At 60.8% G+C, this 24,481-nt stretch carries 21 protein-coding genes; 13 read left to right on the plus strand and 8 right to left on the minus strand.

The annotated features are described in order from the left end of the window. Window positions 1–8 precede the first annotated feature (8 nt). From RYH70_RS05970 to RYH70_RS05980, 3 genes are all read right to left on the minus strand, one after another. Window positions 9–1,271 (minus strand): type II toxin-antitoxin system HipA family toxin, encoded by a 1,263-nt coding sequence (locus RYH70_RS05970; RefSeq protein WP_317009921.1) that lies wholly within the window; start codon window positions 1,269–1,271, stop codon window positions 9–11. Beyond that, on the minus strand, window positions 1,261–1,626 hold the full coding sequence (locus tag RYH70_RS05975) for a helix-turn-helix domain-containing protein (RefSeq protein WP_063142030.1): 366 nt from the start codon (window positions 1,624–1,626) through the stop codon (window positions 1,261–1,263). Before RYH70_RS05975 ends, RYH70_RS05970 begins: the two co-directional genes overlap by 11 nt. A 156-nt stretch (window positions 1,627–1,782) precedes the next feature. After that, on the minus strand, window positions 1,783–3,414 hold the full coding sequence (locus RYH70_RS05980) for an SEL1-like repeat protein (RefSeq protein ID WP_317009922.1): 1,632 nt from the start codon (window positions 3,412–3,414) through the stop codon (window positions 1,783–1,785). A gap of 349 nt (window positions 3,415–3,763) precedes the next feature. On the opposite strand from RYH70_RS05980, the gene RYH70_RS05985 reads away from it, so the two are divergent. From RYH70_RS05985 to RYH70_RS05995, 3 genes are all read left to right on the plus strand, one after another. Further along, window positions 3,764–4,294: a GNAT family N-acetyltransferase gene (locus RYH70_RS05985; RefSeq protein WP_317009923.1), complete on the plus strand. Its 531-nt coding sequence runs from the start codon at window positions 3,764–3,766 to the stop codon at window positions 4,292–4,294. A gap of 335 nt (window positions 4,295–4,629) precedes the next feature. Then, entirely contained in the window at window positions 4,630–5,022 is a 393-nt protein-coding gene (locus RYH70_RS05990) for a VOC family protein (RefSeq protein WP_022995379.1), read from the plus strand. 170 nt (window positions 5,023–5,192) lie between these two features. Continuing rightward, window positions 5,193–5,861: a hypothetical protein gene (locus tag RYH70_RS05995; RefSeq protein WP_317009924.1), complete on the plus strand. Its 669-nt coding sequence runs from the start codon at window positions 5,193–5,195 to the stop codon at window positions 5,859–5,861. Here the strand turns inward: RYH70_RS05995 and RYH70_RS06000 are convergent. After that, a complete protein-coding gene (locus RYH70_RS06000) occupies window positions 5,858–6,760 on the minus strand; it encodes an AraC family transcriptional regulator (protein ID WP_317009925.1) in 903 nt (300 codons plus the stop codon). The two genes, RYH70_RS05995 and RYH70_RS06000, sit on opposite strands and share 4 nt — an antisense overlap. Before the next feature lie 120 nt (window positions 6,761–6,880). On the opposite strand from RYH70_RS06000, the gene RYH70_RS06005 reads away from it, so the two are divergent. The 4 genes from RYH70_RS06005 to RYH70_RS06020 all read left to right on the plus strand — a co-directional run bounded on the left by RYH70_RS06005 (window position 6,881) and on the right by RYH70_RS06020 (window position 10,606). Beyond that, a complete protein-coding gene (locus tag RYH70_RS06005; protein ID WP_116027770.1) occupies window positions 6,881–7,714 on the plus strand; it encodes an oxidoreductase in 834 nt (277 codons plus the stop codon). 511 nt (window positions 7,715–8,225) lie between these two features. Then, window positions 8,226–9,053 carry a hypothetical protein gene (locus tag RYH70_RS06010; protein ID WP_317009926.1) on the plus strand — a complete coding sequence of 276 codons (828 nt, stop codon included), beginning with the start codon at window positions 8,226–8,228 and terminating at the stop codon, window positions 9,051–9,053. Between the two features lie 28 nt (window positions 9,054–9,081). Further along, window positions 9,082–9,840, plus strand: coding sequence for a type I methionyl aminopeptidase (map, locus tag RYH70_RS06015; protein WP_055099040.1), 759 nt, complete (start codon window positions 9,082–9,084; stop codon window positions 9,838–9,840). Between the two features lie 214 nt (window positions 9,841–10,054). After that, window positions 10,055–10,606, plus strand: coding sequence for a YdeI/OmpD-associated family protein (locus RYH70_RS06020; protein WP_022995382.1), 552 nt, complete (start codon window positions 10,055–10,057; stop codon window positions 10,604–10,606). A 52-nt stretch (window positions 10,607–10,658) separates the two neighbouring features. Here RYH70_RS06020 and RYH70_RS06025 read toward each other — a convergent pair whose 3' ends face one another. After that, the gene (locus tag RYH70_RS06025; RefSeq protein WP_317009927.1) at window positions 10,659–11,597 is read right to left on the minus strand and encodes a GlxA family transcriptional regulator; all 939 of its coding nucleotides are present in this window, start codon (window positions 11,595–11,597) and stop codon (window positions 10,659–10,661) included. Between the two features lie 90 nt (window positions 11,598–11,687). Between RYH70_RS06025 and RYH70_RS06030 the strand changes: the two genes are divergently transcribed. Together RYH70_RS06030 and RYH70_RS06035 are read left to right on the plus strand one after the other, a co-directional pair. Then, on the plus strand, window positions 11,688–12,506 hold the full coding sequence (locus RYH70_RS06030; protein WP_317009928.1) for an MBL fold metallo-hydrolase: 819 nt from the start codon (window positions 11,688–11,690) through the stop codon (window positions 12,504–12,506). A gap of 130 nt (window positions 12,507–12,636) precedes the next feature. Continuing rightward, a complete protein-coding gene (locus RYH70_RS06035) occupies window positions 12,637–14,463 on the plus strand; it encodes a hypothetical protein (protein ID WP_317009929.1) in 1,827 nt (608 codons plus the stop codon). Between the two features lie 51 nt (window positions 14,464–14,514). Here the strand turns inward: RYH70_RS06035 and RYH70_RS06040 are convergent, their stop codons facing one another. Further along, a complete protein-coding gene (locus RYH70_RS06040; RefSeq protein ID WP_022995386.1) occupies window positions 14,515–14,958 on the minus strand; it encodes a winged helix-turn-helix transcriptional regulator in 444 nt (147 codons plus the stop codon). A 99-nt stretch (window positions 14,959–15,057) separates the two neighbouring features. Between RYH70_RS06040 and RYH70_RS06045 the strand changes: the two genes are divergently transcribed. Continuing rightward, entirely contained in the window at window positions 15,058–16,281 is a 1,224-nt protein-coding gene (locus RYH70_RS06045) for an MFS transporter (protein ID WP_317009930.1), read from the plus strand. Between the two features lie 115 nt (window positions 16,282–16,396). Here the strand turns inward: RYH70_RS06045 and RYH70_RS06050 are convergent, their stop codons facing one another. Both RYH70_RS06050 and RYH70_RS06055 read right to left on the minus strand, forming a co-directional pair. Next, window positions 16,397–18,415, minus strand: a complete 2,019-nt coding sequence (locus RYH70_RS06050; protein WP_317009931.1) for a carboxylesterase/lipase family protein — start codon at window positions 18,413–18,415, stop codon at window positions 16,397–16,399. Window positions 18,416–18,451: 36 nt separating this feature from the next. Then, window positions 18,452–20,452: a carboxylesterase/lipase family protein gene (locus RYH70_RS06055; RefSeq protein WP_317009932.1), complete on the minus strand. Its 2,001-nt coding sequence runs from the start codon at window positions 20,450–20,452 to the stop codon at window positions 18,452–18,454. Between the two features lie 275 nt (window positions 20,453–20,727). Here RYH70_RS06055 and RYH70_RS06060 point away from each other — a divergent pair, with 275 nt between their 5' ends. From RYH70_RS06060 to RYH70_RS06070, 3 genes are all read left to right on the plus strand, one after another. Continuing rightward, the gene (locus RYH70_RS06060) at window positions 20,728–21,546 is read left to right on the plus strand and encodes a helix-turn-helix domain-containing protein (protein WP_055099048.1); all 819 of its coding nucleotides are present in this window, start codon (window positions 20,728–20,730) and stop codon (window positions 21,544–21,546) included. Between the two features lie 208 nt (window positions 21,547–21,754). Continuing rightward, entirely contained in the window at window positions 21,755–22,114 is a 360-nt protein-coding gene (locus RYH70_RS06065; protein WP_317009933.1) for a hypothetical protein, read from the plus strand. A gap of 204 nt (window positions 22,115–22,318) precedes the next feature. Next, window positions 22,319–24,439, plus strand: a complete 2,121-nt coding sequence (locus RYH70_RS06070) for a phosphatase PAP2 family protein (protein WP_317009934.1) — start codon at window positions 22,319–22,321, stop codon at window positions 24,437–24,439. Window positions 24,440–24,481: the final 42 nt, after the last annotated feature.

Genomic DNA, 24,481 nt, shown 5'->3' on the forward strand with positions numbered 1-24,481 from the left:
CTTGGCGCCTAATCAAAAATCGACGGCGACAAGACCGTCGCCTTCGCCAGGTACTCGATATCCCCGGCTTCCATCCCTGCCGCTGAAAACAATTCCTTCCAGTGTTGTTCCACCACCTGCTTGATGGCGTCGACGCATTCGGTGGCTTCCCGTTCGCTCAGACCAAACCGTTCCGCCTGGCTGAGGGCGTTGTGGAGCGTGGCCGCGCGGCCCTGGTGGCCGACCACCATGGCCAGGTCTGCCGAGTAGCCCAGTCGAGGTTGGGGGCAGATGTCGTAGCCGGGTGTCAGGTCGAGGGCGGTGCCGTCCCAGAAGCAGGCGTGGTTGCGGGCGTGGTCGTCGGTGTTGCCGATCAGGATGTTGAAGACCATGCGCCGGAAGAGCTCCGGGCCGTCCCGTTCGAAGTCCCTGGCGTATTGGCGCAGGACGTCGGCCAGTTCCAGGTAGCTGGCTTCGCCGCTGCGGACGGCGTATTCGTCCAGGTCCAGCAGGGTCATGGCGCTGAGCATGTGGCGGCGAGTCGGGTGGCCGGTCGCGTTGGTGTCGCGGTCGAAGCGGCGGACCAGCAGCACGTCCTTGCCGGAGACTTCCAGCACCCGGGTGTCCGCCACGTTCAGGCCGGCTTTGGCGGCGAGCCGCATGGCGCCGCTTTCCGCGGCGATCATGTTGAGGGTGTCCCGGCTGGAGCTGAATTTGGCGACCAGCCAGGACTTGCCGCGCCGGAACAGCACCTTGGGGCGGGCGCCGCCGATGCTGGTGCCGTGGTTCAGGGCGGCGTCCAGGTCATCATCCAGTTCCTGGCCGCGTTCCATCCGTTCCGCCGCTTCCAGGGCGTCCGCCAGCGGGCGGATCGGCTTGGGGCGGGGCGCGTAGGCGTCCGGCCGGTCGGTGGCGTCCAGGGCGCCGATGCGGTCGGCGCCGGCGCCGAGCAGGTAATCAATCTCCCCGAGCTCGCCTTCGAGGCGGTAAGGGGCATCGCCGGTGGGGTCGAGGGTCTTGGCGATTTCCCGCTGGATGATGCGCCGCCCCCAGGCGTCCGGCGCCGCGTCGCGCACGGCGCCGCTGAGCTCGTGGTCGAGGACGTAGGGCTCACCGGTGAGCTCGCCCAGGGGGCGGCCGGGGATCGAGAGCGGGATGGCATCCGGCCGGGCCAAGTAGCTTTTGCCGTAGCGGAACACGTATTCGGCGCCGTCCCAGGCCACCACGCCGCACACCACCGGTTCCGCCTGCCCCGGCGGAAAGAGCCAGAGGTAGGCGCGATCAGAAATCATTGTCGACGTCCTGGGGCCGGAACCGGCGCCGGCTGGCGGGCCGGCGCGCGCCGGCACGGCTCTCGGCGACCCGGTAATACCCTTTTGGGGTGGGCTGGCCCGGTTCGGGCAGGGTCGCCAGCAGGGGCAGGTCAAGCAGCCACAGGGCCGCCACCACCAGGCCGACGTCGACCTTCGGGTCGCCTTTTTCCAGGGCGCTCACGTGCCGCCGGTCCACCTTGCCCAGGCGCGCGCCCAGGTCGGTCTGTGACCAGCCGCGCGCCTTGCGGGCCTCGGCGATCAGGGCGCCGGTGTCGCGCAGGGCATCGAGAATCTGGGCCTTTTGATAAACGGGAGAATCGACTGTCCGGGGCATTTTGATCACTAAACCGTACAAAGCGGCGTTAAATGTACGTTATGGCGTTCCTTGTGATTCGTCAAGAACGTCTCTATGCCTTATGTGCTCATAAATGTACATAAAGGGATGTTTTGTACGTTTTAGCGATCAAGATGCTTGAATTGACTCCCGGACTCAGATGGCCCACAAGTCCGGTGATTCCACTTCCATCCGCAGCCGATCCTTACTGAACGTCCGCTTCAGCAACCCACCCAGGCCGGGCTTGGGGATCTCGCCCAGCAGCCGCCGGACTTCGTTAGGCAGTGGGTCGGGCAGGTCGAGCTGGCCCTCGGCGGTTGCCTCCAGCAGCCAGTGGCCGTGGTCGCGGGCGGCGTCCCAATTGCCTTGGGCGCTGAGCAGGGTCATGTGCAGCACGGAGAGGTACGGGTCGAACACTTGGGGCAGCACGGTGTTGCTGACCTCGAGCGCGGCGCGCGGGTCGGGCGTGCCGAACCAGCCTTCGTCCAGGCCGCGGGCCAGGGCGTATTTGCAGGCGGTAAACTCGACAGGGGCGTCGTTGAGCACCGCTTTGGCTTCGGCCTGTTCGCCCCGGGCCAGGTAGGCGCGGGCCAGGGGCAAGGCGCCGTAGGCGTTGCCTTCGGCGATGGCGGCGCGGCACAGGGCCAGGGCCTGCTCGGAGTGCGGGTCGTCCTCCAGTTGGAGTTCGGCCAGGTTGAGCTTGCCGTCCGGGCCCTGTTCAGCGGTCCGGTGGAACCAGCGCTCCGCCGCCGCGCGATCTTGTGGAAAGCCACGCCGGCCTCGGGCCAGGCACCGCCCCAGCCAGTTGGCGGCTTCCAGGCCCTCCGGGCCGGGCCGTTCCGCCAGGCGGGTCAGCACGGCGGTGGCCCGCTCGATGTCGCCAGCGTCGACCCAGGCCAGGCCGAGGTCGAACTGGTGTGTGGGGTCGTCCGGGGCGGCGTCCACGGCGGCCTGCCAGCCTTCGGCGATCTCCCGGGCGGGGGCGTCCATGGAGGCCAGGATTTGTGCTTCCAATACCAGCAAGGCGGCGCGCGTGCGGCCGGGCGGGCAGTCTTCCAGGCCGGCGCGCAAGTGCCCGCGGGCGGTGACCAGGTCGCCGTCAATGGTGGCGGCGCGGTTGGCGCGCCACCACCAGTGCTCGGCGGTGAGGAGCTGGTGCAGCTCGGGGGCGGTCATGGCGCGCTCGGCCAGGGCCACCACTTCGCCCATGCGCGCCAGGCTGCCACCCCAGCGGGCTTCGCTGCGGGCCAGGGCGCTGGACCAGGCGGGCAGCCAGTTCGGGTCGGCCTCCGCCAGTTGCGCCAGCAGTTGTTGGTGGTCCTCCTCGGACACGCCCAGGATCGTGGCGGCCTGGCCGAGGGCGGCCAGCGCCGGGCCGGGCTGCGCGCCCAGCTCCAGGGCGCGGGTCAGCGGTGCGCGGGCGCGGTTCAGCGATGTCACCACCTGCTCCCATTGGGCGTCGGTGAGCTGGTCGGCGGTCTCTTCGCCCCGGGCGTCGATGCCGGCGTAGGTGTCCGCCATGCCCTGGGCGAGCCTGGGCCAGGGGTTGTCTGGTTCCGTCTCCGTCCAGGCATCGAGGGTGTCGCGCGGCGCGCGGAGGATGGCATGCAGCGTGCCTTCCAGTTGCACCAGCGTGTGCAGGGACGGCGCGCGGCGATAGTCCGCGGCGGTGCGTTCCAGGCGCTCGGTGAGCGCCGGCCATTCGCCACTCAGGGTAGCGGCGGTGATGGCGGGGTAGGCCTCGGGGGTGGAGACGTCGGTGATGGACAGGATCGGATGGTCGGACATGAAAAAGGAACTCTTGGCCGGTGCGAGCACTGAATCTTGTGGCGTGAGTGCCATAACGCAACCCTCCACGACCTCCGGATGCGCTTTGAATGAGAGCTGTGTCTCACGCTGGACCGGGCGCGTCGGATATAGCGGGTTTGGGAGCTGGTAAAAAGCAAGACCGGGTTCGGGCACATGGTTGGGTTGTGGCATCGTGTTATCGATTCTGTTTCTGTACGATTCGGACGCCCTCTTGCAAGGACGCTCGCCGTCCGTATTGGGAGAGGACTGACCCGACCATCACTAAGAGGTCACGGACACAGGGGCGCGGTTTCGTTTCTGTGTGCAGCCTGAGCGTAGGGAAACCACGATGATCGACGAGCGCCTGTTGCGCCGAGACGAGGTCGCCCTGGTCTGGGGGATCGACCGCAGCGAAGTGATCAAAGAGATCTATTCCCTCAAGGACGGCAAGCTGGTGCTCCGTCCCGAGTTTTACGATATGAGCGGCTGGCCGGACGGCGAGGCCGAGCACTACACACCCATCCTGCTTGACTGCTTTGACCGTGGCGGTTGGTTCCTCGGTCTGTTCGACCAGGGCCGCCTGATCGGCGCGGTGGTTGTCGATTCGCGTCGCTTCGGCCCGCGGGAGGAATGGCTACAACTGACATTCCTCCACCTCAGTCACGCTTACCGTCGCCGTGGCCTCGGCGCCCATCTCTTCCGTCTCGCTGTCGCCCGGGCCCGGCAGGTGGGGGCTGGCGCGCTCTACGTTTCGGCGACGCCGTCGCGTAACACCGTGGATTTCTACATGAGACTGGGCTGCCGGTTATGCGAGCAGCCGGATGAAGCGTTGTATCGGCGGGAGCCGGACGATATTCATCTGCTCCATGACCTCACGTGAACGCGCGGGGTGGAATGGAGAGAGGCAATCAACGTCCCGAGCAAAGCCTATCGCTCGGCACCGGCCAGTCGTTAGCGGCGCGGCGATGAGAAAAGGCGGGTTGCCGCCGGATCATGGGCGGGTGAATATAACGCTTCGCCGTGCCTGCCTGGCCTATCCGGCCTTTAGTCCCAAGCCAGTCCGGGAGGGCCGCCACTGGCGTGATCCGGCGTGATGCCGGGAAGGTTTGGCAGGTGGGCGGGCGGCGATAAAAGAGGCCTGGAGCGATACGGGCCCTGTTGGCTGAATGGCTGGGCGAATAAGACATAACGACAAACTGTAGAAGGAGAGCAACCATGTTCAACCACATCATGATCGGTTCCAATGACATCGAGCGTTCCAAGAGATTCTATGACGCGGTGCTCGGTGTACTCGGCGCGCGCGAGCCGTTTCGCAACGTGGCGCCTTCCGGCCACGTCCGGCTGTTCTATATCCACGATGGCAGCACCTTCGCGATCAGTGAGCCGATCAACGACGAAGAAGCAACCTGCGCCAACGGCGGCACCATCGGTTTCAAGTGCGATTCGCCCGAGCAGGTAAAGGAATTCTATGATGTGGCGGTCGCTCAGGGCGGCAAGCCCATCGAGGATCCGCCGGGGCTGCGCGAAGGCAGCATGGGCGCCATGCATCTGGCCTATGTGCGTGATCCTGACGGCAACAAGCTCTGCGCGATTCATCGGGTTAAGTAGTCGGGCCGGCAGAAGCTCCATGGCCAAGGGACTTGCCTTTCAGGTGCGGGTTCCTTGGCCGACTTTGGGGGAAGTCTCGGAGCCCATGAAAGCCATCGATTAAGTCGTTCGGGGAGTTTTACACAGGATGCCGGTTATCGCCGGCCTGCCTGAATAAAAAGGGGGGAAGCATGGGGGAATTCACTCAGGTGCTTACGGAAGGCCTGCGGGACGGGAACATATCGCTCGTTATCATTCTGATGGTGTTTTTTGTCGTACTGAATGCGCATAAGTTGTATCCCCTTCTGGTCGAGCGCAAAAGGCATCGTCTGAAAGGTGTGGAGGCCGCGCTGCAGTCGGAATATGTGCAAGGGCTTGAAAGGGCTTGCCTCAAGGAGCAGGCCGCTACCGAGCATTTTTACGCCGCCACCGGAATCATGATGGAAAAAGCACCGCGGGAAGCGTTGCTGAGGATCTATGAGGGTAGTGGTGGGCGGCTACCGTTTGTGCACTTCAAGCGTGCTGTATTCCATGTTGGATACGAGAAGGGCATGCTTAAAATAAAACTTGGTCATGTGGAGTGGCTGATGATGTGGGTCGGGCTTATTACCGGACTCCCATTGTTCGCTGTGTCCTGTGGGGTGCTTCTGTGGACACTTTATATGCTGCTGATACTGGGCAGTGAACCCGTGGGGTCTTGGAACACCTGGTTGGTTTCGAGCCTTACCGGCTGGGCATTGGTAATGTCATGCCGTTCAGCCTATTCGGCGAATTGCATTCGGAAGGAGATTGACCGGCAGGCTAAAGCCGAATCCGCGCCTGAGGGCCCGGCCGATGAGCCAACATCGACAAACGTCTAGTGCGAAGCAATGTACTCCGACGCTGCCTGCGCTGGCGGCAACGAGAAACTGTCGCGCATACGACGAGCTTCCTGGGCCGGCGGCAGGCCGAACAGGCGCTTGAATTCCCGATTGAATTGCGAAGGACTTTCGTAGCCCACGGCGTGGCTGGCGGCGGTGGCGGTCATGGCCTGGCGGACCATCAGCAGCCGCGCTTGGTGCAACCGGGTGGACTTCACGTATTGCATGGGGGCCATGCCGGTGATGGCTTTGAAGTGGCCGTGGAAAGTCGGCACGCTCATATTCGCTTCGCGGGCCAATTGCGTGAGGTTCAACGGTTGCGCGTAAGTGGCGTGGATGCGGCGCAGGGCCTGGCCGATTTTGCCGAATTGCCCTTGCATCGTCAGCGCCGAACGCATTGTGTTGCCTTGGGGGCCGGTGAGCACTCGGAAATACAGTTCCCGTACCAGGGCAGGGCCGAGCACCGCGGCCTCCAGAGGATCGCTCAAGGCTTCCAGAAAACGCCGCAACGATGAGATCAGCGCTGGAGTCATGGGGCTGGAGATCATGCTTTGCGGTACGGCTTCAGGGGCAGGTGGGCCCTGGCGATTGATCTGCAACATCACCTCCGCCGCCACCTGAAAATCCAGATGCATGTAGACCGCCAGCAAGGGCCTTTCCGGTGAGCCGTCGCTTTCCATGGTGAACGGTACCGGCACGGCCACCGCCAGGTAGTGCTGTTCGTCGTAGTGGTAGATCCGGTCCTGAAAATACCCCCGCTTGCAGCCTTGGCAGACGATGACGATCCCAGGGTCATAGAGCACCGGGGTGCGGGTCAGCGGACGATCGGAGCGCAGGATACGCACGTCCGGCAACGCCGTCAGGTTGTAGCCCTCTTGCGGGGCGAGGGCTCTGATCAAGTCTATCAACGTATTCTGATCACTCATAAAAACAGGCAATAGAATTAAAAGATAAGGCCGTTTCGGCGCCAGGTTATGAGAATAGTATGCACTTTCTCATCGTTGCCAGAGGTTATCCAGATGACATCGTCAAAAACACTGTTGATCACGGGCGCGAGCAGCGGCTTTGGCCGGGCGTTGGCGGAAGAGGCGCTGGCCGCCGGTCATCGGGTGATCGGTACAGTGCGTGGCATTGAGGCAAAGCGAGCGTTTGAGGTGCTGAACCCTTCCCGGGCGTTCGGGCGCCTCTTCGACGTAACGGACTTCGAAGCGGTGGATGGCTTGATCGCGGAGGTGGAAGAGAACGTCGGGCCGGTGGATGTGCTGGTCAATAACGCTGGGTATGGCCAGGAAGGCATCATGGAGGAATCGCCACTGGACGCGCTGCGCCGGCAGTTTGACGTCAACGTGTTTGGCGCGGTGGCCATGACCAGGGCGGTGTTGCCTTACATGCGCCGGCGTCGCCGGGGGCATATTCTCAATATCACCTCCATGGGCGGTTTTATCACCATGCCGGGCATCGCCTACTATTGCGGCAGTAAGTTCGCTCTGGAGGGGATTTCCGAAGTGCTCGGCAAGGAGGTGGCTTCCTTTGGCATTGCCGTGACGGCGGTGGCGCCGGGATCTTTCCGCACTGACTGGGCTGGCCGATCCATGGTCCGCACGCCTCGCTCCATCGCGGATTACGATGCCTTGTTCGACCCGATCCGCAAAGCACGTGAGAAAAAGAGCGGCAGCCAACTCGGCGATCCAGTGAAAGCCGCGCGCGCCATGCTGACGGTAATCGACAGCGATACGCCGCCGACGCACTTGTTGTTAGGTAGCGACGCACTCGCCCTGGTGCGCGATAAGCTGGATGCTCTCGCTGCTGAAATTGACGCCTGGGAGGCGCTAACGTGTTCCACGGACGGTTAAGTTGCATATGTAGTATATGTCAATGGTTGGCTGGTGCTGTGTCCCGTGGCAGGTCTTGATTTCCTTCAGGGGCGTAAGCTTTGATAGGCACGACAGGGCGTCGTGTTCGGGCACGGTACAATACAGGGCTTAGTTTGTGACCAGGATAAACACGCCAGAGGAGGCACCGGCGGTGCTCCAGGCTGCCTGGAACGCTCATGACATGTCGGAGTTTGTCAGTCTGTTTGATGATGGTCCCACCTTCGTCAATCGTTTTGGACATTATGTCCGTGGTATCGATGAGATGGTGGCGCTCCACGTCCCTATTCACGAAACAACTTATAGCATTCCACTCTGGATAATGAGCTCATTGATGTTGACCACATTGCCGATGGCGTGGCGGTTATACATTTCTGGAGTCGGCTGACGGCCGGTGTGGTTCACCGGCCGGGCCCCATGAGGTAGATACGCTGATCCTCGCGGTTGATCGCTCGGATTCTTGCCAGGGACCATAGGAACAGAGAGGACCTGTATGTCTTTTTTCAAACATAGAGCCAGGATTGCTCCCCTCTGGGCAGCCCTGGTTCTCTCCTTAACTTCCTGCGCGGATAAGGCTGATGAGGCGCCCACTCTCAAGACCGTAACGGAAACAGCATACAAGGTTGAGCGAAGCGATACGGTGGAGTCCGACCCTGTTCTCAAGGAAAGGGTTAAAACAGTTTCTCATTACGATGGCAGTGGGAATATCACGAGGCGCGAATACTGGCTGAAAGGTACGCTTTTCGAGACCAGAGCGTTCAAGAGAGACGATCATGGGCGCCTGCTGGAAATTGTTTACGCTGCGGCAAATGGAGAAGTAAAGAAAAGGCTTGTCCACGAACTTGATGAAGCCGGGCGTACCGTGGAAGTCAGGAGTTATTTTGGCGTTGACCGCCTCTCCGCCATTCATTCCCGGGAGTACGACTCAAAGGGAAATAGGGTTTCCGAGATCCACAAATCATCCGACTCCATTGTTTTGTCGAAAAGGCTGTTTGAATATGACAATAAAAACAATGTCGTGAAAGAAACCGAACTGCGCCAGGATGGATCGGTAAAGGTCGTGATGGATTTCAAGTACGATGATTCCGGCCGCCTGATTGAATCCAAAAGCATATCGGAGGATTGGGGAAATATCCCTTACACGATCGAGTACACCCAGTATGGCGACGTGGCATCCAGAAGCTGGGTAGACGGCGACGCCGGAACGCAGCGTGTTGTCTATGAGTATGACTACGACGAGTTCGGGAATTGGACGAACAGGGAAAAGTACGACAATGGTGCTCTGATCTACGTTCAGAAAAGAGTCATGGAATATTATTGAAGAGCATAAACGGACAAGAGGTGAACGCATGACCGTGGAAGGCCAGAACGACATTGATGGCGTGCTGAACACCGGGCGGGTCGTCGCCAGGGTGCGCGATGCCATGCTTGATGCGGTTGAACCGGGCATGACGACGGCGGAGCTGGATAAGCTGGGAGAGCAGCTGCTGGAACAGTACGGCGCCAGATCGGCACCGAGGGTGACTTATGATTTTCCCGGCGCCACCTGTATCAGCGTCAATGAGGAAGCCGCCCATGGTATTCCGGGGCAAAGGGTGATCCAGGCCGGTGACATCGTGAACGTCGATGTATCCGCTGAACTGGATGGCTATTTCGCGGATACCGGCGGCACGACGGTTGTTCCGCCGGGGTCGGCGCTGAAGGCACGCCTTTGTCATGCCACCCGGCTGGCTTTGAAACGCGCCTTGGGTGAAGCACGAGCCGGTGCTCCCATCAATCGCATCGGCAAAGTGATTCAACATACCGCGAAGTCGCATCGCTTCAAGGTGATCAAGAATCTGGCCGGCCATGGTATCGGGCGGACACTGCATGAAGAGCCGGAGGACATCGTGGGCTATTATGACCGCCGCGATACCCGCCGATTGCGGCTCGGCCAGGTCATTGCCATCGAGCCGTTTCTATCCACCCGCAGTACGCTGGTGACGGAGGCGGAGGACGGGTGGACTCTGGTGGGCCATCCGGACAACCTTTCCGCGCAGTTCGAGCACACCGTTATCGTCACCAAGGGGGCTCCCATTATCGCCACGCTGTCGGAAAAGCGGGCCTGAAAGGCGCGCCGGCCGCGGAGTCGGCGTGGGCGAATCGACGGGAGCAGGGATGAGCTGGAACAAGAGGCGCCGTCGCCAGTACCCATTGGCGGAACTGGCCTGAGGGCGGCACGCTATGGGGCGCCGCGGTTGACAGCGGACCCCGCCTTGGCAAACTTGGGATTCGCTGAATCTCACCCACCTTGCTGCTCCCGGATAACGTCAGGAATGGAATATGACCGGAGAAGACAAGAAATCCTGTTTTGATGCACGTTTGCTTTGCCCCCGAAAGCAAGGCGACGGTGAGCCCTGGGCTTTCGTGATACTGCCCGGAGAGGTCAGCGCAAAGCTGCCCAGACGGGGCCGCACCTCCGTGGATGCCACACTGAACGGCCACGCATTCCGGGTCTTGCTGGAACCGGACGGCCGCAAGAGCCATTGGCTTCGCATCGATCAGCCGTTGATGGAAGCGTCCGGCACCACCTTCGGCGATGTCGCCCGGTTGGAAATCAGTCCGGTGGCTCGGGAGCCGGAACCGGAGGTCCCCGAGGATCTGCGGGAGGCTTTGCAGGCTGCTCCGGAGGCCAGGGCGGTTTGGGAAGCCACCACCACTCTGGCCCGTGTCGACTGGATTCATTGGATCACCACCGCCAAACAGGCCAAGACCCGTGCCAAGCGGATTGATGACGCCTGCGACATGCTGGCCTCGGGCAAAAAACGGGTCTGTTGCTTTGATCCTTCGGGGTTCTACAGCAAGGCGATCCGGGCGCCGGAAGCCGTGAACTGAATCAAGACGCACACCTCGCTCCGCTGCTCAGAAGAGCCCCCAAAAGAAAGAATCAGCCGTAGCGGCGCCGGTAGGCCGCCGGAGTCAGGCCGGTGAGCCGCTTGAAGCCGCGCCGCAGAGTGGTGTCGTCGGCGAACCCCAGAAGATCGCTGATGCGCCCCACCGGATCGGTACTGGTGAGCAGGCGGTCGCTGACCTGGTTGAACTTAATCAGACGAATCAGATGGGCCGCGCTGTCGCCGGTTTCCGTTTTCAGGCGCCGGGCCAGAGTGCGCTCGGTGAGGTGCAGGTGGGCCGCCGCTCGGGGCAGAGTGAGATCGGTGGCCGGCGTGGCTTCCACCCAGTGCACCAGGCGACGGATCAGAGGGCTTTGTTGTAGCAGCGCGGTCAGGGTCTGAAACGGCGTGTGGTGACGTCCGGGCCGGGGCAGCACCATGGCGGCGTGGATATCCTCGGCCACCGCGGTACCGCCATATTCCTCGATCAGCCGCATTGTCAGAGGCAGGTGGCCGTTGACCCCGGAGGCGGTAGCGTGGCGCGGGCCGTGGACGGCGGTTTCGGTCAGTTTCCAGCGTACCTTGGGCCAGTGTTTTCCCGCCACGGAGGCCAGCCACCAGGTGGTGGTGGCGGGGTGATCATCCAGTTTTCCGGCCGCCGCCACCAGGCAGACGCCGGTGCAGTAGCTGAGCAGGCGCACGTCATGGTCCAGGCTGGCCAGAGCCGCGGCCAGGGCATCGTCACCGGGAGCGGGCACGTGGTCGGCGTCGCGCCAGGCGCCGGGTATCAACAGTGCATCCAGACGGGCGTCGCCCAGCGGCTCGGCGGGCAGGGCCGGGCCGTTGGCGCAGGCCACCGGCCGCCCGTCCGGGCTCAGCCATTGGAAACGGAACAGCTCCCGTCCCAGACGCAGGTTGGCGGCCAGAAGCAGGTCAGAGGCGGCGAACAGCCCGGTGGGAAGGCAGCCAGGGTAAAGCAGCAGACCAAGATTCATGGTGGCTGAAATTGTCTGGTTATTGTCAGTTCTTGCCAGATTAGCCGGGCGTGTCCCTTCCTACAATGGCCCCTCGTTTGGAGGAGAGACATGAAACTGACCCAATTGCGCAACGCCACCCTGATCGTTGAAGCTGGTACCCACCGGGTGTTGGTGGACCCCATGCTGGCGCCGGCCGGTGCCATTCCCGCCCTCAAATACGCCACCGCCCGCCGCCGCCGCAATCCGTTGGTGGACCTGCCGCCGGGCACGGATCAACGCTTGAACACCGTGACCCACGCGCTGATCACTCATTGTCAGAAGGGCCATTTCGACCACTTGGACCGGGCCGGCGCCAAATGGCTGCGTCAGCGCGGCATTGCGGTGTTCTGCATGGAAGGCGACGCGGATTTCCTCAGCGGCAAGGGGCTGACGGTGCGGCCTTTGCGCGAGAATATCCGTCAGCCGTTTCTGGGCGGGTGGGTCACGCCGGTACCTTGCCTGCATGGCCGTGGTCTGGTGGGGAGGATGATGGCCCATGGCCATGGCTATCACCTTGAGTGGCCGGATGAGCCGAGCCTGTATCTGGCCGGCGATACGTTGCTCACCGACACTGTTCGTCAGCACTTGCGAGAGCGGCGTCCAGCGGTGACCGTGATCCCCGCCGGCGGTGCCCGTTTCGACCTGGGCGGCGACATCATTATGGGTCGGGAAGCGGCTTTACAGGTGGCGCGGCTGAGCGCGGGGCGGGTGGTGGCCAATCATCTGGAAGCTCTGGACCATTGCCCGGTTTCCCGCGCCGAGTTGCGTGATGCCCGGGATCGCGCCGGTCTGCGACAACAGCTGCTGATTCCCGAGGATGGCGAGACTCTGGTCTTCGAAGCCGAGTCCGGGACGTTCGGTGAGACGGATGGGGAGGCCTTGGCCTAGCACCTTGGGGTAGGATAGCGGGCAATGAAAAAAGTCCGCGGGGAATGTCAGCCGGAACAGGCCGGTTCCTGGCGGGAAGGCGGAGCCGCCAGGGCGGCGATAAGGATGTTTGCCATTTCCGAGGTTTTCCATGCGCAGAATGACGTTGTTGTTTTTATGGCTGCCGCTTCTTGCGGTGTTGTCGGCGGGGTGTTCGGAGAAAACCCTCGAAGAGCAAAGGCAGGACCTGGAAGAACAGAAGGCGGAGTATCAGGCACGGATCGAAGCCCTGCCCGATCAGGACGTCAAACAAACACTGGCGTCGATAACCGATGTCATGTTCTGGATACGAGAAGGGGACCTGGAGCGCCAGGTGCCACCGGAGGAGGTGCAATATAGCACCTCGCCCTACGCGATCCTGGGTGATTATAAGGACACGAAGGACATGGCCGATCAGTTGGCCGCCGGCGTGCTGCTGACCCATGACCCGCGCTACCGTCCCGAGGAGGCGCGACTCGAGCTCCCGTTCGCGTATCCCTTTGACCTCAAGGTCAACTGGGAGCAGGTGGTGTTGGCGGATGGCACCGAACTGCCGGTGGTGGAGCGGGACCCGTTCACCGATCAAAGCAATCTGATTCCGGTGGCGTTGTGGAATACCTCATATAAGCGTTTCACCACCCAGGTGAAAAAACACGAAAACCTGCCCATTGGTCAGGTGCCGCAACCACCGTCACCGATAGCACGGGCACGTGGCGAGATGATCCTGACCGTGCCGGAAACACTGCCGGAAGTTGATTTCTCAGCCTCCGATGTGGGCGACCATCAGGAGTTGTCCGGGTGGCGCATCACCTTGGAAGAAGTCGAAGGGCATCGGGTTCGGTTGCTGTTCAAGGTGCCGGAAGATATGGCGCTTGCCGAGGCGGAAGACAGGTTCAATCAGATTGAGGTGGAGGCCAGTGACAGCACCGGTCGCCTGTTGTCGAGCAGCAGCACAGGGAAAGGGCCGGCCGGTGACGATACCCTGATCATCGAGATGCTGGACCAGCTGATCGACGCGGCGGAATCCGGCGAACTGAAGGACAAGGAGGCCATGGAGCAGCGCATGCAGGCGCAGCGGAAGGCCATGTTTGAGGGTGTGGATAGGCAGTTGTTTGTGGAGGTGGCGTTCAGTGGCACGGTGAAGCAGGTGAAAGTGCTGCTGCCAGGGCTTTCCGGTGAGACAACGCTGATCGTGCCGCTGGATCTGACATCGGTACAGTTTGATGTGCCGGACAACCAGGCCGAGCCACGTTCCTTTGGTGTGCGGGCCCGGGTGTATGATCACACCGCCAGCGATTGGGAACTGGACCAGCCGCTGGAAGCCGACCCCGCCTTACTGGATGAACTGATCCAGGTGGAATTCAAAAAGGGGGTGAACCCGGGGCTATCGGATCCGATAGCCGACAAACTGTACTTTCATTTTCCGGAGCAAATGAGCAACCGCCTGGTGTCCGACTTTGATCGCTTCGATCATGTCGAGGAACTGGTTTTCCTGGATAAAGATGGCGAACCGGTTTACCGGTTTGATCCGGAGGATCGGAAGGGCCCGGTGAGATTCACCGTCAATCGGATCGAGTATCATCCGGATCGCTTCGAGCGGCCCCCAGTGCGCGCCCGTGGAGAACTGGATGTTTTGCTGCTGCCAGACATCAAGGTACGCTGGGTTGCCATCGATGATTTACCCGAAGGCTATGAAATGCATGGGAAACAGGTGCTTTTTGGTCCGGCGGCGGCGGATAATCATATCCCCGATTTGGTGCTTGCCCGGGACGCGCGGGGCCGTTATCTGAAAAAAATCGCCGAAGTTCGTCATTCGTTCGACGAGGGGTGGCCCCGGCGCGCTTACCACTTCTACGATGAGCCGGTGGGTTTTCTGTTTATCGAAAAAGGCCCGGGCTCCCACGCCAGCTATTCGTTCGATATTCCCCTTCAGGATTGAATCCTGCCGGGCGGGGAGGAGACGGTGCCTGCTCCTCGCCTGTGCTTCTCTTTACGTCAGCTTCCTCACTTCCGACTGATCCGGGGGCAGCATATGGCCATCCTCATCCCGAGGGGTCATGAAGGGCACCGGCTTGCCGGTGTTCTTGTCGATTAGTAACGAATGGCGTTCGCCGCGGGCAAACAGGTGATGCTCACCCCATTGACGTAGCGCGACAACGACGGGAAACAGGCTTTCTCCCTTGGCGGTCAGCACATACTCCTGATAGGCGGTGCCGTCGGAAGCCGGCCGGGTGTCCAGCACACCCGCATCCACCAGGCGGCGCAGGCGGTCGGTGAGAATATTGCGGGCCATGCCGAGATCGCGCTGGAAGTCCCGGAAGCGACATACGCCGTCAAAGGCATCCCGTAGGATCAGCAGGCACCAGCGATCGCCGATCACATCGACGGCGCGGGCCACCGGGCAGGTGCTGTCAGAGCTGGAGCGGCGGGGCATGGCGTCTCCGATGATATCAGGTGGTGGATGTTGTGGTTGCATTTTAAAACTGGAATGCATAGCATCCAACCAGTTTCTATTTGCAACTGGTTGGATGCTATGACGACGTCCCCCGTTTCCTGTTCATCAACGGCGCGTGCTGTATTACCGCGTGCTCTGGTTCTGCTGTTCGCCGCCGCCAGCGGGTTGAGCGTGGCCAATGTCTATTACGCGCAACCGTTACTGGATACGCTGGCGCTGGATTTCGGTATCAGTCATGCGGCGGTGGGTGGTGTGGTTACCGCTACTCAGGTGGGGTGCGCCCTGGCTCTGTTACTACTGGTGCCGTTGGGGGATCGGCTGGACCGTCGCCGATTGATGGCGGGGCAGTTGCTGGCCCTGGTGATCGCGTTGATCACGGTGGCCCTGGCGCAATCAACGCCGGTGTTGCTGGCGGGCATGCTCGCCGTGGGGTTACTGGGTACCGCCATGACCCAGGGGCTGATTGCCTACGCTGCCAGTGCCGCGGCGCCCCATGAACAGGGCCGGGTGGTGGGCGCGGCTCAGAGCGGTGTGTTCGTCGGGTTGTTGCTGGCCCGTGTTTTTGCCGGCGGTGTCAGCGATGTGGCCGGTTGGCGAGGTGTCTATTTTTGCTCGGCGGCAATGATGTTGGCGCTGGCCTGGCCGTTGTGGCGAAGGTTACCGGTTCTGGTGGTGCTTTCGGATAGCATGAGCTACCCGCGTTTATTGCGTTCCATGCTCACGCTTCTGAGAACAGAGCGGGTATTGCAAGTGCGCGGTGTATTGGCGTTGCTGATGTTCGCCGCTTTCAATATTTTCTGGAGTGCACTGGTGCTGCCGTTGAGCGCTCCTCCCTATGAGTTCTCGCACTCCCTGATCGGCGCCTTCGGGCTGGTGGGGGCGGCCGGAGCCCCGGCTGCCGCCCGTGCCGGCTACTGGGCCGACCGGGGTTACGGTCAATACACCAGTGCCGCCGCTTTGGTATTACTGTTGTTATCGTGGATTCCGCTATCGTTGATGGCATGGTCGCTGTGGGCGCTGTTGATTGGCATCGTGTTGCTGGATCTCGGTGGCCAGGCGCTGCACGTTACCAACCAGAGTATGATTTTTCGCACGCACCCGGAAGCGCACAGCCGTCTGGTGGGGCTTTATATGCTGTTCTACTCGGTGGGCAGCGGCCTTGGCGCCATCAGTACCACGGTGGCTTACGCGTATTCAGGCTGGGTGGGCGTCTGTGCCCTGGGAGCGGTGGTGAGTTTGTTGGCGTTGGTGTTCTGGGCACTGACCCGAAAGCTAAAGCCCGGGGTGGGGTTTGAGGCTTGAGCGGAATGATGTTAGCGGCTTGAGAACAGGAGGTCTGGTCTTCTCTTTGAGCCCAAGACAAGACCAGACCTCACTTTGCGCCAATTTTCGATTGGCTCTCAGTTTCTGTTTAGGGTTACTCCAACCCCATGGCCTCCGCAACGCCGGTTTCCACGGAAGCTTCGGTATCCTGCCTGATTTCCAGGAAGCTGCCGTTGTCCTCGGTGTAGGCGGGCCACTGCAGATGGGCCGGGCTGGGATCGCCGGTTTTGGCGAAGTTGGTCCACATGGTCATCATCAGCTCCACCACGGTTTCATCGTCCTGGCCGTAGCTCATGGAAGCGAAGACATCCGCTACGTCGCCGTCGATGCCGTTTCCGTTCAGATCACTGATTTCCGGTTTCTCGCCGTCCACCGTGTTGACCAGCCCAAGTTGATAGTTCTGCACCAGACCGGCCGGATGGTTGAACAGGTAGGGTAATTCGCACCCGTGGCAGCTCATGATGTCCCGGCTCAGCCAACCCGATGGGACCCGGCTGAACTTATAAACGTACTGGTCGGACTGATAATGCGAGGAACGCTGGCTCAGCCATACAGGCAGGGCCGCGCGCAAATGGGGATAGTCACCGGCGGTGACACCGGCCATCAGGGGGACGTCGCTGGGCATGCCGTCGATGACGTTTTGATAGTAGGTCTTGGGCTGATAGTAGTAATCCACATTGGGCCGGTAGGTTTGGCGTGGGATGCCGTGTTGCGCGTCGGCATCGGTGAACGCGGTCCAAGGTAACTGCCGGGCTTGCTCCAGGGTATCCACGCCGGCCCGGTCGAACAGGGCGGTGCCCACGAGTTCGGATTCCGCCAGTGAATCCCCTGGCGCGCCGCCCGTTTCCAGAGGCGCGAAGCCGCTCATCACGATGGCCTTGTGAAACAAACCTGCGGCCTGGGGGGAATTCATCAGTGAATAGGTTTTTCCGCCGCCGCCGGATTGACCGAATAGAGTGACGTTGCCGGCGTCTCCGCCAAAGGCGGCGATATTGTCCCGCACCCACTCTAGTGCCATTACCAGATCCATCTGCCCATAGTTGCCCGAGCCTCCGTAGCCGCTTTCCTCGCTGAGTTCGGGGTGGGCGATATAGCCGAACGGTCCCAGGCGATGGTTGACCGTTACCAGTACTACTCCCTTGCTGGTGAGGCTGTCCGGGTTGTTGTACTGCCTGGAGTTGGCGGAAAGAATGGCGAAGGCACCGCCGTGGAACCAGACCATTACCGGCAGGCTGTCGGCGTTTTTCGGAGCGGAGATGTTGAGGTACAAGGAATCCTCGCTCATGCCGCCTTCATTGACGCTTTCCAGAGCCGTGGCCTGGGCGGATTGGTCGGCCCAGGCCACGGCGTCGCGGATGCCTTCCCAGGGTTCGGGCTTCACCGGCGGCCGCCAGCGCAGTTCGCCGAGGGGTGGTTTAGCGTAGGGGATGCCGAGAAATTGCCAGGTGTTCTCGTTTGCTTCGAAGCCACGCAGGTCACCGCCGGTGGTGGCGACGACGATCCGCCGGCTGATGGAGCGGGTGAAATGCTCCACTGCTTCGTCAAGGTAGCGGACACGTCGTGGGCGTGGATCGGTATCCGAGAAGGCTTGGTTGTTTTCCAGATCGGTGAGGATCGATTGCAGAGCCTCCCGGAACTGGTCGGGCGACTGGTTAAAATTGATGATCTCCGCGTTGTCGGAAACCTGTGAGCGAATCATATCGGTGATTTGAATGCCATTGTTCAAATCGCCATCCTGGTCCAGTGACTGCAGAAGAATGAGTTTGTTGCTCACGCGTTCGTCTTCAGCGGAGGTGGCGTCCTCGGTGATGTTCAGCGGGGTGAGCTGGGGCGCCCCTTCCGCGCTGCCCAGTTTCAATTCACCAATGGAGAAAGTGATCTGCTCTCCGCTTTGATAGTGGAACTGACCGGCCTGGTCGGTGATACCCGCCACGGTTTCGGTCCCGACGTAATCGATCCCGGCCACCGGGCTGTCGATAAAGGTACCTGTCTGGGTATCAGGGCTGGAGGGGCCGCCGTGATTGTCGCTATCGCTGCCGCAGCCCGCGAGGATCAGGGGCGCCACGGCAATGAGATGTATCAGCCGTGAGCCTTGCCTTTGTTCTTTTTGCATGGTGATCTCCTTGATTCCAGTCACCGTTATCTGCCTTCAGTCACTCAGCACACTGCCGAGGCCGGTCTTCGCTTCGCTGTTGGCGCCTATTTCCACATAGCTTTCACTGGCCGCGTCATAAAGCGGATAGTCGATGTCACCCTCAATGCTCGGATCGCCGGTTTTTGCGAAGTTGGTCCAGATGGTGAGCATGCGATCGATTACCGCCTGGTCGGTCTGATCGAAACCGGCGGAGGCAAGAATATCGGCGGGATCGCCTTGGGATCCGGACACGCCGTTGCCGTTGAGATCATCAATGACCAACGAACCGCCGGTTGCCGGATCGATGACCAGGCCCAGCAGGTAGTGGGTGATGACGCTCTCTGGCATGTTGAACACATAGGCCAGTTCGGCGGCGTGGTAGGCTTCCACGCCCCGGGCTTTCCAGCCAGCGGGCTGGTGAGTGAAATAGGTGGCGTAGTGATTGGCCGAACACAGTGGCGCCATCCAGGGAAACACCTCAATGGCGGTATTGGTGGGGTCCGGGGTATCGTTGGCGTTGATACTGAACATAAACGGCACGTCGTTCTGATTGCCGGATTCGAAAGCGACGCGTTCGGCGTAGGGTAGATAGTGGTTGTCAATGTTGGTGTAGGGCGCCAGCGTCGCCGCGGCAGCCGCTACTTCCTGCCAGCTCTTCTGGCGCATCTCAGCCAGAGACGAAGCGTCCAGTTCAGTTTGCAGTTGGCTACCGACGGCCTCGGCGGCCGCCAGGGTACGGGTATCCGGATAGAGCGTGCCACTCTGGCTGATCGCCCGATGGAACAGGCCGGCGGCGCGGGGAGAGGCCATCAACGACAGCACTTTGCGGCCGCCACCGGATTCTCCGAATATGGTGACGTTACCGGGATCTCCACCAAAGGCTTCAATGTTGTCACGCACCCACTCCAAGGCCGCGATCAGGTCCATTTGTCCGTAGTTGCCTGAGCCGTTATAACCGCTCTCCGCACTCAACTCGGGGTGTGCGATATAGCCGAACGGCCCCAGCCGGTGGTTAACCGAGACCTGTACCACGCCTTTGCTCGCCACTGCCTGCGGGTTATTGAACGGCTTGGTGTTACTGGTCAACGCGGTGAAGCCTCCGCCATGAAACCAGACCATCACCGGCAGGCCATCGGCGTTCTTCGGTGCCGTCACATTGAGATAAAGCGAATCTTCACTCATGCCGCCCTCACCGAACCGTTCCAGGGCGGTGTTTTGCGCGGCCTGATCGCTCCAGGCAACGGCGTGGCGGATGCCGGACCACGGCTCGGGATCCACCGGCGGGCGCCAGCGCAGTTCGCCCAATGGCGGTTTCGCATAGGGGATGCCAAGAAACTGCCAGGTATTTTCATCGGCTTGGAAGCCACTGAGCTGACCGCCGTTGGTTTCAACCAACCGGCGGGGGGAGACGGCACGTTGGAAGTTCTCCTCCGCATCATCGGGCGTGGTCAGCCGACGGGCTCTGGAATCGGTGTCGGAGAAGGCGCCGGCACTTTCCAGATCATCCACTACACTTTGCAGGGCGGCGTTGAAATCGGGGGTGGGCTGATCCAAAGTCAGGCTGGCGGCCTGCTCGGAAACCCGTTCCCGGATCCGTGGTGTAATCTGAATACCATTATGAAGGCTGCCGTCGGCATCCAGGGTTTGCAGCAGCACCAGGGTATTGATCATCGCCGGCGTCTCCGCCGGTGTGGCAGCGGGCGATAGATTGGCGACGGTGAGTGCTTTTGCTCCGGAGGTGCTTCCCAGGGTCAGATCGCCAAGGGCGAAGGTGAGTGTCTCATCCCCGGTATAGTGGAATTGACCCAACTCGCCGGTAGTTCGCCATGGCGCGTCACCCTGCCGGTAGCTGACGCCGGATATTGGAAGGGCGCCGAACAGACCGGAAAGTGGCTCTCTGTCGGAATCCGATGACGATGAGCCACCGCACCCGGACATCAAGAGCAATAACGAGGATAGAAAGGCGATCACGGCGGTGGAGTACCGCTGACGCCGGTGGGGGACCTGCTTGAGCATGGTACAGTTCTCCTGACCCTTGTTGTTGTGATTTGGGCGAGCCGTCGTGATTTGGATGGAAATGCAATTATTTGATTTTTGGGCGCGCTCGCCGCGTCTGTTCTGATTGAGCTGACAAACACCAGGATGGATTAAAGCGGGTCGTCAAGAATTGAACGGTTTTGCCCTGTTACCGCAAAAACGTACAAGTCTCCAGGATCGTGCTTTCGGCTATGATGGAGTGAGCGGGGCAGCAGCTGGCCGTGGAAGACTAGGCCGCGCGGAGGAGAGATTCCATGGCGGTGAAACACTCGGAACGGGACAGTTCGGGGTTCGGTATCCTGTCCCACGAGGTGAAGGATAACGTCTACATGATGGGTCGGTCCGGCTTTATCTATACCGCGCCGTGGATCGATACCCGTGACACCCGGCCGCCGTCGGCGGCGGTCCTTCTTTCCGTTGGCGAGGGCCGGTTTACCGTGTCCGCTGGCGGACAGGAATGGCGCGGCCGCGCCATCCTGGTGCCTCCATTCGTTCCCCGCAGTTTGTTGGCGGCCAATGTGCCCTTGGTTTGTTTCCATGTTATGCCGGCTTCCCCCCATTATGATGCCCTCAATGGGTTGGCCAAGGGGCGGATATCGCTGCTGGATCGGGGGCAGTTCGGCAATCTGGAACAAGAGTTGGAAGCGCTGTTCCGGGGCGGATTACCGGCCTGCAAAGCTGAAGAGGTCTATCAAGAAGTGTTGCGGGTGCCCTTCCGGCACATGCCGGTACCGCCCCGGGTGGATCCCAGGGCGGGACGTCTTCGTACACTCCTGGAAGCTCAGCCAGAAGTTTCTCTGGCTCAACTGGCCGAACAATTGGGCGTATCCTATTTTTGGGCGTCGCGGGTGATCAGTGACGTATTCGGTATGTCTCTGCGTGACTACAAGGCGTGGAGAAAGCTGCAACGGGTATTTGAGTTGCTCCATTCGGACCGAAGCATCACTGAGATCGCCCATGCCGCCGGTTTCACTGATTCCGCGCATTTGTCACGTACCTACCAACGCTGGTTCGGGCAGCCGCCTTCATACAGCCGCAATCGGCGTTATGTGCGTATCTTACGCTGCTGGTAGCTGTACTGGCACGGCGATGCCGGTTTGTAACGTGGTAAAAGACGGAAAATGACTTTTAGTGTGTCTTGAGGGGTAGGGGTTGGACAGGTTCAGGTTAAAGCCTTTTCTTGATCAGTGGTTTCACTGGAGCAGAATCAATCGCTGTTTTTGGCCGGGACCAGGAGGGCGCTCCGACAAGGTGGACCCTCCACTTGCACCGGTAAGAAAAATGTCAGGAATCTACGCCATTGCCTGGGGAACGCCGAAGGAGGTCCCTTGTCCCTCGGCAATCGAAGTGCAGTACATCGGAATGACCGACAATTTCAAGAACCGGATGTCTCAGTTTGCGTCATCCGCGGGCATTCATTACGAAGGCCGTTATTCAGGGCATTCAGCAGCATGGAGGTGGCCGGAAGGAGCAAGTGAGAGGATGCATGTCGCTTTTTTCCCGCTTGAAGAGTGCATGGCGTCTCATTTGAAGGCCGGCTTTTTGCATTGGCAGGAGGCACTGGCCATCGATGCCTATTTTATCAAGCATGGCGGGGTTCCTCGATTGAATGCTGGCGGCGGGCTGATCCAACTTCGCTAGATGGAGGGTGAGGTCGGCTCCGGCGCCGTTCCAAGCCTTGTTCGGGTGCCTGTCATTCATAACGGTATGTAACGGAAGGTTCATGCTTTCTGACTAGGATGGCTCCTTTTGACAAGGGTGGAGAGGTTTGCAAAAGCGATCACCGTCTTCCTTTCTTGTGACAAGAAACTCAATCCGATTCCATCTTCGATAAGTGAGCCGTCCATGACTTTCCATTCGTTGCCAGGAGAGCGTTCCAGTTCTCTGATTCTGGCTGCCGTGGCTGCACTGGCTTTGTCCGGCTGCGGTGGCAGCTCAAGCGATAGTGACTCCCCTTCCGATATCGATAAGCCTAATAAGCCCGCGGGTACCGGCAGTGAACTAACGGTGGCAACACCGTCGGTCACTTACCCCCTGCCTGCCAGCCGGTACGCCGAAAACAATGCGGATGACACTTTACGTTGGGTCATTGGTGACAACCCTGTTGCCAGGCTTCTCAGCGGTATCAATGACATTTGGAAGGGAACGTCGGACAGCTATCAGAGCGCGGCGTCAGGCAGCGGTCCGGACAGCTATCTGGCGAATCCGATCATCAATGCCGAGGTCTGGGCCGCCAACATGCGGTATGTCATCAATGTGACTCATGAGCGCTCCGACGAGCAGGCGATCCTGGCGTTTCTTGACGATAGCCGAAGCAAGAACTACAGCGTGATCGATGGCTACGGGCCGCTCACCGAGACTTATGTGGAGAACTCCGGGGCTTATGTGGATATCCCCGTTCCGACCATCACCCAGGTGCTGGAGGACGAGCACTATCAGCCGGGCTCCAATGACAACATCGTCTTTGCCGGGGATCAGAGCTCCACGCTGGGAGAAGTCGTCACTTTGGTGGATGCTTTCCGTCAGCGCTCGCCGGCATCCACTAACGCGTCCAAGTACATCTTCTCCACGCCGCGTCCCTGGCGGATGACCGACAATGGCGAGATCGATTTCCTGGGTACCGTCAAGGATTACACCTGCGTGGACAGCGCCGGCAATAGTGAGGTGCGAACGGTGGACAGCTATACCACCAGTGTGAAAGTGGTGCCGGGTCTGATGTGCGCCCGCCGTGCTCACAGTAGCGGTGATCATGACAAAGGGCTGTACACCGAGGACACCGAGAACCGTCGCAAGGATGGTGGCTATCCCAGTGGCCATACCAACGCCGGTTATCTTGCCGCCATGGCCTATGCCTATGCGCTGCCGCAGCGCTATTCAGAGATGTTGACCCGGGCTTCGCAACTGGGTGAGAGCCGGATCATGGCGGGCATGCATTCTCCGCTTGATGTGATCGGAGGGCGTGTGCAATCCATGATCGTCGCCAGCTACGCGCTCAATCAGCCGGCTATCCTGGATCAGGCGACCGCGGCGTACCAGCGTACCCAGCAGTTCTTCGGTGACCTGGCCGAGGCCGAGGGGATGGATTTGTACCAATACGCCCATCGTCCGGTAACCGACCAGGCGGGACTTATTGACGGAGCCAATGTTCGCACCGAAGTCTACGACAACAATTTGTATGACGATCACGAGGCCAACAAGGAAGCGTACCGCTTCCGCATGACCTACGGTTTGCCGCGGGACCCGGGTAAGGCCGGCCAGGACCCGATCGTACCGGAAGGCGCGGAAGTCCTGTTGGCCACGCGCCTGCCGTACCTTACCGACGAGCAGCGCAGGGCGGTGCTTTATACCACCTCCATTGACTCCGGGTACCCAGTCCTGGATGCCACCAATGGCTGGGGCCGCCTGGATCTGGTGACCGCCGCGGATGGCTATGGCGCCTTCCTCGGCGATGTCTCCGTGACCATGGATGCCGGTCTTGGTGGGTTCAACGCACGGGACGCCTGGCGGAACGATATTTCTGGTGCGGGCCGTCTGCGCAAGGATGGTGATGGCTATCTGGCGCTGACCGGCGAAAACACCTACTCCGGCGGAACCCTGGTGGAGGATGGCACTCTGGCGGCGCTCTCCCCATCCGCGTTCGGCGTCGGCGATGTGTATGTGGAGGAAGGCATGGTCTTGGTGGACGTGGATGGGGCTTTGGCCATCAGTGGTAATCTGACAGTGGACGGTGGCGGGCTGACGTTACGAATGGATGACGATGAAAGTCAGCTTACTGTGGGGAAAACCATTTATGTTGATGGCGGAAATCTGGTGCTGGATTTCCAGGCGCTCGCCCCGCAAAGCGGTGAGACGTTCACGTTGTTGAGTGGCGCGGCCGTGGCGGGAACGTTCGACGCCGTTGATGCCGGCGATGTCGCGGTGGAGTTGGTCTATACTCCCACCAGTGTGGTTGCCACCATCCAGTAAACCACAAGGAGATAAGGGCCCGTCGTCGACGGGCTCTTTCAT

The organism is Alloalcanivorax xenomutans, assembly GCF_032810065.1.
GTDB lineage: Bacteria > Pseudomonadota > Gammaproteobacteria > Pseudomonadales > Alcanivoracaceae > Alloalcanivorax > Alloalcanivorax xenomutans.